This window comes from Amycolatopsis sp. (assembly GCF_036008905.1).
Taxonomy (GTDB): Bacteria; Actinomycetota; Actinomycetes; order Mycobacteriales; family Pseudonocardiaceae; genus Amycolatopsis.
The window spans coordinates 1-8,319 of record NZ_DASYMU010000201.1 but is presented as its reverse complement, the minus strand read 5'-3'; the positions used below and the strand labels follow the sequence as shown (position 1 = coordinate 8,319).

The 8,319-nt window shown below is 67.6% G+C and carries 13 protein-coding genes and 1 pseudogene; 7 read left to right on the top strand and 7 right to left on the bottom strand.

Annotation, left to right across the window (positions count from 1 at the left end):
- Positions 1-20: 20 nt before the first annotated feature.
- The 5 genes from VGP60_RS32765 to VGP60_RS32745 are packed head-to-tail and all read right to left on the bottom strand — an operon-like array spanning position 21 to position 3,229.
- Positions 21-656, bottom strand: coding sequence for a nitroreductase family protein (locus tag VGP60_RS32765; protein WP_327552038.1), 636 nt, complete (start codon positions 654-656; stop codon positions 21-23).
- A gap of 16 nt (positions 657-672) precedes the next feature.
- A complete protein-coding gene (locus VGP60_RS32760) occupies positions 673-1,656 on the bottom strand; it encodes an aldo/keto reductase (protein WP_327552034.1) in 984 nt (327 codons plus the stop codon).
- Positions 1,657-1,685: 29 nt separating this feature from the next.
- Positions 1,686-2,051 carry an ATP-binding protein gene (locus VGP60_RS32755; RefSeq protein WP_327552033.1) on the bottom strand — a complete coding sequence of 122 codons (366 nt, stop codon included), beginning with the start codon at positions 2,049-2,051 and terminating at the stop codon, positions 1,686-1,688.
- A gap of 3 nt (positions 2,052-2,054) precedes the next feature.
- Entirely contained in the window at positions 2,055-2,816 is a 762-nt protein-coding gene (locus VGP60_RS32750; protein ID WP_414640439.1) for a SigB/SigF/SigG family RNA polymerase sigma factor, read from the bottom strand.
- Complete coding sequence (locus VGP60_RS32745; RefSeq protein WP_327552036.1) at positions 2,813-3,229, bottom strand: anti-sigma factor; 417 nt, start codon at positions 3,227-3,229, stop codon at positions 2,813-2,815. The genes VGP60_RS32750 and VGP60_RS32745 overlap by 4 nt, the downstream gene beginning before the upstream one ends.
- Before the next feature lie 180 nt (positions 3,230-3,409).
- Here VGP60_RS32745 and VGP60_RS32740 point away from each other — a divergent pair, with 180 nt between their 5' ends.
- From VGP60_RS32740 to VGP60_RS32725, 4 genes are read left to right on the top strand one after another with little or no spacing between them, the layout of a single operon-like run.
- Positions 3,410-3,718, top strand: a complete 309-nt coding sequence (locus VGP60_RS32740; protein WP_327552032.1) for a WhiB family transcriptional regulator — start codon at positions 3,410-3,412, stop codon at positions 3,716-3,718.
- A 50-nt stretch (positions 3,719-3,768) separates the two neighbouring features.
- Entirely contained in the window at positions 3,769-4,107 is a 339-nt protein-coding gene (locus VGP60_RS32735; RefSeq protein ID WP_327552031.1) for an STAS domain-containing protein, read from the top strand.
- A 53-nt stretch (positions 4,108-4,160) separates the two neighbouring features.
- A complete protein-coding gene (locus tag VGP60_RS32730; protein ID WP_327552035.1) occupies positions 4,161-4,943 on the top strand; it encodes a metal-dependent hydrolase in 783 nt (260 codons plus the stop codon).
- Complete coding sequence (locus VGP60_RS32725; protein ID WP_327552030.1) at positions 4,940-5,683, top strand: class I SAM-dependent methyltransferase; 744 nt, start codon at positions 4,940-4,942, stop codon at positions 5,681-5,683. Before VGP60_RS32730 ends, VGP60_RS32725 begins: the two co-directional genes overlap by 4 nt.
- On the opposite strand, the gene VGP60_RS32720 is transcribed toward VGP60_RS32725, so the two are convergent.
- On the bottom strand, positions 5,661-6,368 hold the full coding sequence (locus VGP60_RS32720) for a class I SAM-dependent methyltransferase (protein ID WP_327552029.1): 708 nt from the start codon (positions 6,366-6,368) through the stop codon (positions 5,661-5,663). The genes VGP60_RS32725 and VGP60_RS32720 overlap by 23 nt on opposite strands.
- Before the next feature lie 29 nt (positions 6,369-6,397).
- Here VGP60_RS32720 and VGP60_RS32715 point away from each other — a divergent pair, with 29 nt between their 5' ends.
- From VGP60_RS32715 to VGP60_RS32705, 3 genes are all read left to right on the top strand, one after another.
- Complete coding sequence (locus tag VGP60_RS32715) at positions 6,398-6,979, top strand: TetR/AcrR family transcriptional regulator (protein WP_327552028.1); 582 nt, start codon at positions 6,398-6,400, stop codon at positions 6,977-6,979.
- A 151-nt stretch (positions 6,980-7,130) separates the two neighbouring features.
- Positions 7,131-7,478 carry a hypothetical protein gene (locus VGP60_RS32710; protein ID WP_327552027.1) on the top strand — a complete coding sequence of 116 codons (348 nt, stop codon included), beginning with the start codon at positions 7,131-7,133 and terminating at the stop codon, positions 7,476-7,478.
- Positions 7,479-7,519: 41 nt separating this feature from the next.
- Positions 7,520-8,005, top strand: coding sequence for a hypothetical protein (locus VGP60_RS32705; RefSeq protein ID WP_327552026.1), 486 nt, complete (start codon positions 7,520-7,522; stop codon positions 8,003-8,005).
- 86 nt (positions 8,006-8,091) lie between these two features.
- Here the strand turns inward: VGP60_RS32705 and VGP60_RS32700 are convergent.
- Positions 8,092-8,319, bottom strand: a pseudogene (locus VGP60_RS32700) (ABC transporter permease); the annotation flags it as partial.

Genomic DNA, 8,319 nt, shown 5'->3' with positions numbered 1-8,319 from the left:
TGTTACGCACTCACGACTACCTACCAGGCGTCGACGTGCAGGACGTCGTCGAGCGGCTGACGGGCGGCGGGCTTGAAGGTGTCGCCGGTGTAGAACGCTGTCGGGATGAGCGCGGCCTGGTGCACGTTGTCCGGAAGGCCGAGGATCTCCGCGGCTTCCTTCTCGTACTTCAGGTGCAGCGTGGTCCACGCCGTGCCGAGGGTGAACGCCCGGCACGCCAGCATGTAGCTCCACGTGGCAGGCAGGAGCGACGCCCACAACCCCGCCTGGTTGCCCTCGGGCAGGTCGGCGCTCGGCGTCTCCAGGCATGGGATGACCAGCACCGGGACCTCGCCCATCTTGTCGGCGAGGTACTCGACGCTGTCGCCCACCCGCTGCTGGACCTTGGCCCGGTCCGGGTCGGCGGAGAACAGCTTCCCGGCCGCGTTGGGGGAGTTCAGGTACTCGCGGCAAGCCCGCTGGTAGAGCTCGCCGATCGCGGCCCGCTTGTCCGGGTCGGTGAGCACGATCCACTGCCACCGCTGGGTGTTCGAGCCGCTGGGTGCCTGCAGCGCGATGTCGAGGGCCCGCTTGACCAGCTCCAGCGGAACCGGCCGGGTGAGATCGAGGCGCTTGCGGACCGTCCTTGTGGTGGTCAGCAGCTCCTCGGGCGTCATCGTCATCTTGTTCCAATCACCAGCGGTCGTGGATGAGCGGGCGGATGAGTTCGTCGTAGACCTCGCGGACAGTGTCGGCCGCCTTGGCGTCCAACGGCGGGAGGCCCGCCGCGACGGTGTTGTCCTTCGCCTGCTTGGGGTTGCGCGCGCCGGGGATGACCACGCTGACGCCGGGCTGGTCGAGGATCCAGCGCAGCGCGAACTGCGCGAGGGTCTGGCCGGCGGGCAGGACACCGCGAAGCCGCTCCACCGCTTCGAGGCCGACATCGAACGGCACGCCCGAAAACGTCTCGCCGACGTCGAACGCCTCGCCCTTGCGGTTGAAGTTGCGGTGGTCGTCGGCGCCGAAGGTGGTGTCGGCGGTGTACTTGCCCGACAGCAGCCCGGACGCGAGCGGCACCCGCACGATGATCCCGGCGCCCACCGACACCGCGGCCGGGAGCACCTGCTCGAGCGGCTTGTGGCGGAACGCGTTCAGGATGATCTGCACGGTCGCGACATGCGGCCTCGCCAACGCCGTCAGCGCTTCCTCGCAGGTCTCCACGCTGACGCCGTACGCGCCGACGCGGCCACGCTCGACCAGCGAGTCGAGCGCGTCGTACACCGCGTCGGCCGAGTACACCGAGCTCGGCGGGCAGTGCAGCTGGACGAGGTCGAGCGTGTCGACGCCGAGATTCTTGCGCGACCGGTCGTTCCACGCGTCGAAGTTCGCGGCGACGTAGTTCTCCGGCACCTGCTCCAGCCGGCGGCCCATCTTGGTCGCCACGAAGATGCCGTCGTCGGCGCGCTCCTTGCGGAATTGCCCGACCAGCCGCTCGCTGCGGCCATCGCCGTAGACGTCGGCGGTGTCGAAGAAGGTGACGCCCGCGTCGGCCGCGCCGTGCAGGACCGCGAGCGCGTCACCTTCGTCGACGTTTCCCCAGTCGGCGCCGAGCTGCCAGCACCCGAGCCCGACCGCACTGACATGCCGGCCGAGCCGGCCGATTTCCCGTGTCTCCATGATCTGGAGCCTAGGCCCTGAGCCGTTTCCTAGCTGTTGTCAGAGAGCAGAGTGAAGCGCACCCAGACGTACTTGCCGGTTTCGCACTTTTCGCTGCCCCAGCTTGGTGCGATGGCGTCCACCAGCCGCAGGCCACGGCTGCGTGGCGTCATCGGTTTCGGCGTCCGCGGTTCCGGCGGTTCCGGGCTCCGGTCGTAGACGCGGATGGTGAGCTGGTCGTCTTCGTGGTCGATCTCGAGCCCGTCGTAACCGTCGCCGTGTTCGACGGCGTTGCTGACCAGCTCGGAGACGACCAGCAGGATGTCCCCGGTCAGATTCCCGGTCACCCCCAGCTCGGCGAGTGCCTCACGGACGGTTTGCCGGGCGACCGAGGGGGCCGCCGAGTCGATTCCCATCGGTTAATCACCTGGCATGTGTTCTTCACCGAGTCCTTCACGCAGCTTCTTCAGCGTCCCGGTGAGCAACCGTGAGACCTGCATCTGCGACACCCCGACCCGCCGGGCGATGTCCGACTGGCTCAAACCGTAGCCGAAGCGCAAGGCGACGATTTTGCGCTCCCGCTCCGGCAACGTCTCGAGCAGTGGCCGCAACGCTTCGCGCAGCTCGGCCTGGTCAAGGTTCGCGTCCGGGGCGCCGAACGCCGCGTGCGCGGAGTTTTCCAACAGGTTGTCCAGCGAAGCGCCGTAGCGGCCTTGCCCGGCGCGAAGGCCTTCGTAGACCTCTTCGGTGCCGATGCCGAGCTTTTCGGCGATCTCACTCGGGCGCGGTGCCCTGGCCAGCTGGACCGTCAGCTCTTCACGGGCCGACGCGATGCTCGCGTTCAGCTCCTTGAGCCGGCGCGGCACCCGCACGGACCAGCTGTTGTCGCGGAAGTAGTGGCGGAGTTCGCCGGAAATCGTGGGAACGGCGAACGCCAGGAAGTCGCTGCCGTGGGCCGGGTCGAACCGGTCGACGGCGTTGATCAGGCCGACGGTCGCGATCTGGATGAGGTCGTCCATCGCCTCGTCCCGGCTGCGGAACTTGCGGGCGAGGTTGCGGGCCACCGGGAGGTGGGCCCGCACGAGTTCGTCGCGAATGGCTTCGCGTCGCGTGTCATCGGCGGGCAGCTCCGCCAATTGGGTGAACAGCGCGTCGGTGTCCGGCTGCTGTTCCAGCGTCACCTCGCTACCGCCTCACTTTCGCGCACGACGTCGATACGCGAGAGGAAACCACCTTCGCCCGGCGTCACTGTGCGCTTCGCCGAAGTCGCCAGTGCGGTCAGCAACTGCCAGCCGAGTCCGTTGTCTTCGGTGAGCTTCGCCGAGTCGGCGAGTACGGAGACCGAGAGCTCGACCCTGCCGAGGCTCGCGGTGAAAACGCAGGTCAGCTTGCCGTCCGACGCCGAAGGCAGGAGCAGTGAGCAGGCTTCGTCGATGGCCATGCGGAGATCCTCGATGGCGTCGAGATCGAAGTCCTGGCGCATCGCGATGTCCGCGGCGATCGTGCGCAGGGTCGGTACTACCTGGGGGATCGCGGCCGTCCTGACCTCGATCACCTGTGCGCCGTCTCCGCTTGCCCGTCCGTCGCCCGCCACCACCCTCAACGGAGCTTCGCGCTGTTCCGAATCTCCGGTGTCCACCACTCGCGTTCCTCTCGTCGGTGCCACTGCGCTGGCAGTGCCCAAGGTATGAGCAAACCAAACTCAGGTTTGATCCGGACCGTTGGTGGGCAATTCGGCTTCGACGTGGTGATCGCTTGAGAGGCGGAGGACGACATGGCGGACGTGAGCCGGCTGCCGAACGTGGTCGCAGAGGAGTGGGAATGGCAGCTCCAAGGTGCCTGCCGTGGCGCCGACAGCAGCCTGTTCTTCCACACCGACAACGAGCGCGGTTCGGCACGTGACCGGCGCGAAGCACGCGCCAAGGAAATCTGCCATGCCTGCCCGGTCCTCGCCCAGTGCCGCAAGCACGCGCTGAGCGTGCAGGAGCCGTACGGCATTTGGGGCGGGCTCGGGGAGATCGAGCGCCGGGAGCTGTTTCTGCGTCAGCGACGCGCAGGCAGAAAGGCACTCCCCACCGGGTGAGTGTCCCGGCGTGTTGGGCTAGGGTTTCGTGGACCCTGAGGAGAATGTCCATGCCCTCCCCCGAGACACCCGGCTTCAGTATCAAAATCGAAGCTGAGCAGTCCGCGCCCCGAGTGGTCGTCACCGGCGAGCTCGACCTGCTGACCAGCCCGCAGCTCAAGGATCAGTTGGCGGCTCTGACGGAGCAAAAGCCGTCCCGCCTGATCCTCGACCTGACCGGCGTGAGCTTTTTCGATTCGTCCGCCCTCAACGTCGTGCTCCACGCGCAGCGCGAGGCAGGTGAGCAGTCCTACGAGCTCGCCGTGGTTCCCAGCGCCGCCGTCAGCCGTGTCATCGACCTCACCGGGGTCGCCGAGCACCTGACGGTGGTGCACGAACCGCCTGCCTGAAGGTAAACGCGCAGCTCGAGCTTCGACGAAACTGGGGAACACACAGCACCATGATGGGGCGGACTCACGCGCTCACGGGCTGGTGCGCGGGCTTGGCGCTGGCGCCTGTCCTCGGCGCCGGCACGATTCACCAGGCGGTGGTTTTCGGCGCCACCACAGCGGGTTTCGCCCTGCTTCCCGACCTCGACCATCCGGGCGCGACGGCGTCCAGGCTGCTGGGACCGTTCACCGGCGTCATCTCCTGGATCCTGCGGCGCGTGTCCGCCGCGCTGTATGCCCTGACCAAGGGCCCGCGCGACGAAAAGGTCACCGGCAAACACCGGCACATGTCCCACACCGTGCTCTTCGCCGCCGGTCTCGGTGCCGCGACGACGGCGGCGACGTCCGCTTGGGGGCCGTGGGCGGTCGCCGGGGTGGTGATCTTCGGCCTGTTACTGGCCGAAGGCGTGCTCGGCGACTGGTTGATGCCGGTCAGCGGGGTCGCGATCGTCTGGTGGGTCTACACCGCGCACGACGAACTCGGTCAGCTGGACCAGGTTTCCGGCTATCTGGGCTATGCCGTGGCGGTGGGCTGTTTCGTGCACTGCCTCGGCGACGCGCTCACGAAGTCCGGTTGCCCGTTCCTCTTCCCGATCCCGATCGCCGGGGAGACCTGGTACGAGATCCGGCTGCCCAAGTTCATGCGCTTCCGCACCGGCAAGAACGTCGAAAACCGGCTGATCTTCCCGGTTTTCGTGATCTTGGGCGTGCTGCTCGTCCCGGGTGTGTGGGAGTTCACCACGTCCACCGCCGAGCGGCTGTTCGAGCCGCCCACCGCACAGAGGGCCAACCCATGAAGTGGCAGGAATGGCAGGAGAGCCCGTGGGGACGGCTCCGGTACTCGCTCGCGCTGGCCAACCTGCTGCGCCACATCGGCGACGAGCCGCTCCGCGTTCTCGACGTCGGCGGCGGTAACGGGGGAGACGCGGTCCAACTCGCCCGCCTCGGCCACCACGTGACCATTGTGGATTCCTCGGCCGAGATGCTCGCCGAGGCCGTCGAGCGGGCCGCGGAAGCCGAAGTCGTCCTCGAGACGATCCACGCGGACGCGTTCGCGCTGCCCTCGACTGTCGGTGAGGGCGAGTTCGACGTCGTGCTGTGCCACAACCTGGTGCAGTACCTCGAAGACGTCACCGGCCTGTTCCAGGTGCTGCTCGCGGCGTCGAAGGCGGGCGGGGTCCTGTCGATCATCGCGATGAACCACCACTCCGAGCCGATGATCCAGGCCGTCCGCGGGCTCGACCTCGACGCGGCGCTGGCCGCGCTGGACACCGACCAGGCCACCGCGGTGCTCTTCGACAAGCCGATCACGTTGCACACCGCGGGCGGCCTGACGCTCAAGCTCGCCGAGCTCGGTTGTGTCGTCACCGGCCATTACGGCATCCGCGCGATCTGCGACTACATCGTGGACAACGACATCAAGCGCGATCCCGAGTTCTTCGCCAAGCTCGAGGCGTTCGAACACGCCGTCACCGACCGGGCGCCGTACAAGCACACGGCCCGGAACTTCCAGCTCACCGCGCTGAAGCCGATTTGACCGTCCGCAGCCACAGGTGCCATGGCAGCCGATGGGCGGAACCGTCGGCCCTGGTCGCGATGGGCTCGCGGACGGCTTCGATGAGCAGACCCTCGTCTTCGAGCGCCCGCGTGTAGCTGGTGAGCGGGCGTTGATAGCCGGAAAAGACCATCTTGACGCCGTCGCGCTCGGTTCCCTGGTGGCTGTGGGTGTTTTCGAAGTACGAACCGTCCACAACGAACGCCGCGTCGTCACCTTCGCCGATGATCTTGTCGCGGTTAGCCGGATGCACGATGGACAGCACCAGCTTGCCGCCGGGCCGCAGGACGCGCGAGGCTTCACGGACGCTGCCCGGCAGGTCTTCGACGTCCATCAGCGAGTTGTAGGCGACGACCAGGTCGAAGCTGTGGTCGGGAAACGGGAGGTCCGCCGCGTCCGCGGTCACGTAGGTGCCTTCGGGATGCGCCGCGCGGGCGGCTTCGAGCAGCGTCGGCGAAACGTCGACGCCGGTTACCCGGTGACCACGCTCGGCGAGATCGCGGGAAACCCGGCCTTCCCCGCACCCGAGATCCAAAGTGGACTCGCCTGGTCCGGGCACCAGCTCGAACAACGCCGAGCGGTAGCGCCAATACGAATCGAGCTCCGGCGTGCGGGCCCAGGTGATCCAGTTGCGGGCTTGCTCTTCCCAGTCCTCGTCGGTCGTCATGTTCGTCAGCGTGGCGGCTTCGGAATTCGATGTCGACTTACTTTGTTGGCCAGGATGTGGAAGAAGCGAAGCCCGTCCTGCGTGCCGACGCCCGGCGCAACCGCGCCCGCGTGCTGGCCGCCGCCGAGGAAGCTTTCGCCGCCGAGGGCCTGGCCGTGCCACTGGACGAGATCGCCCGGCGCGCGCAGGTCGGCGCGGGCACGGTGTACCGGCATTTTCCCAGTAAGGACGCGCTCTTCCAAGCCGTTGTGCTGGACCGGATCGAGCAGTTCACGCAAGAGGCGGGCGAACTGTTTTCCGCCGGCGATCCGGGTGAGGCGTTCTTCGGTTACTTCGCGCGGATCATCCGGCAGGTGTCGCTGAACAAGGCGCTGTGCGATTCGCTGGCGACGACCACGGGTTTCGCGTTCAAAGCGGAAGCCGGTGGCGGCCTTCGAGAGGTGCTCGACAAGCTGCTGGCCCGGGCCCAAGAGGCCGGCGCTGTCCGGCGCGATATCGACGGTGCCGATCTCCGCGCGTTGATCGTCGGCTGCGTCGCGACCGAACGGCAGTCGGAGAGCGGCCATGAGCTGGTGCGAGTCGTGATCGACGGCCTTCGCGCGTCACGCTAGCCGCTCGGCGAGTTGCGGTCCCCGTAACGGAACGTAAGATCAACACGAGTACCGGATAGGTTTGCGCTGCTGGTCACGAAGTTGGTCTAGGACCTGTATAGCTTTCTGTTACCTCGTTAGTTGCGTGACAACGCATCGAGGAGGTTTGGGCATGATCGGGCCGAGTCTGGGATCGACAGCGGTCGGTATCGTCGCCGGGTTCGCGGGCGGCTTGCTGGTCGCCGCCGTGCTCGTCGCCGGGCGCCTGACCCCGGAGCGTCCCGAGCCGGTCAGCGTCACCGGGGTTCCCGTGCTGACGTCCAGTGTTCCGGTCACGGTGACCGGTCTCGTCTCCGTTCGGACCACCGTGACCCAGCAGCGGCCGTCGCCGACGTCCACCACCACGACCCAGACCACGGTCGTGACCTCGACTTCGACTTCGACCCAGGTCAGCACGACCTCCGTGAGCCCGACGACGTCGTCGTCCACCGAGTCGGCGAGTCCGTCACCTTCGCCTTAGGCCTGGTGCAACCTTCGGGCGTTTTGTACCGTCTTCAAGCCATGCGCGTGCTTCCCGTGACGGCGATGGCGCTGGTGGCAGTGACGGCTTGCGGTTCCCCTTCCGGCGTGGGCGGTGACCGAGCCTGCACGATGATCGGCACTCAGGTCGGCATCGGCCTCGACATCGAGCCCGCGGCCGCCGCGAAGGTGGATTCCGCGACGCTCGTGGCCTGCTGGGCGAGCACGTGCGACACGCAGGACCTCGTGCTTTCGCCGTCGACAGCGGCGGCCTCGACCACCTGCGCCGGCGACAAACCGACGGATCCCTGCTCCGCGCGAATGACCACCACCGGCGGAAAACACGGCTTCGCCACCCTGCCCGGCTTACCCGCCGAGCCGATCCGCGTCACCGTCCGGCTCTCGGCCTTCCCGGAACAGACCCTCGATGTCACCCCGAAACTGCTGTACCCCAACGGCCCCGACTGCGGCGCGGGCGGCCCCCAGGCCACCCTGCACGTCGACGCCACCGGAGTCGTGAGTGCGTAACAGGTCGTGAGTGTTTACGAGTGTTAGAACACTTGTTGCCACTCACGACCCACGCTGGGTCGGGACTTGTCTGCGTCCACGACTGCCTACCCGATGTCCCGCCGCCGGAAGGTCGCCAGTCCGGCGGCCAGTGTCACCACGGCGATGCCGCACAGCCAAACCAGCGGCGTCGAGGTCACGTCCTGACCCGGCAGCTTCGGGATGTGCGAGAACGGCGAGACGTCCAGAACCGCTTGCGGCGCGTTGACCACCGGCCCGAACATGGCGATCAGCAGCGCCGCCCCGGCCACGCCCCAAGCCGCCGCCGCGGCCTT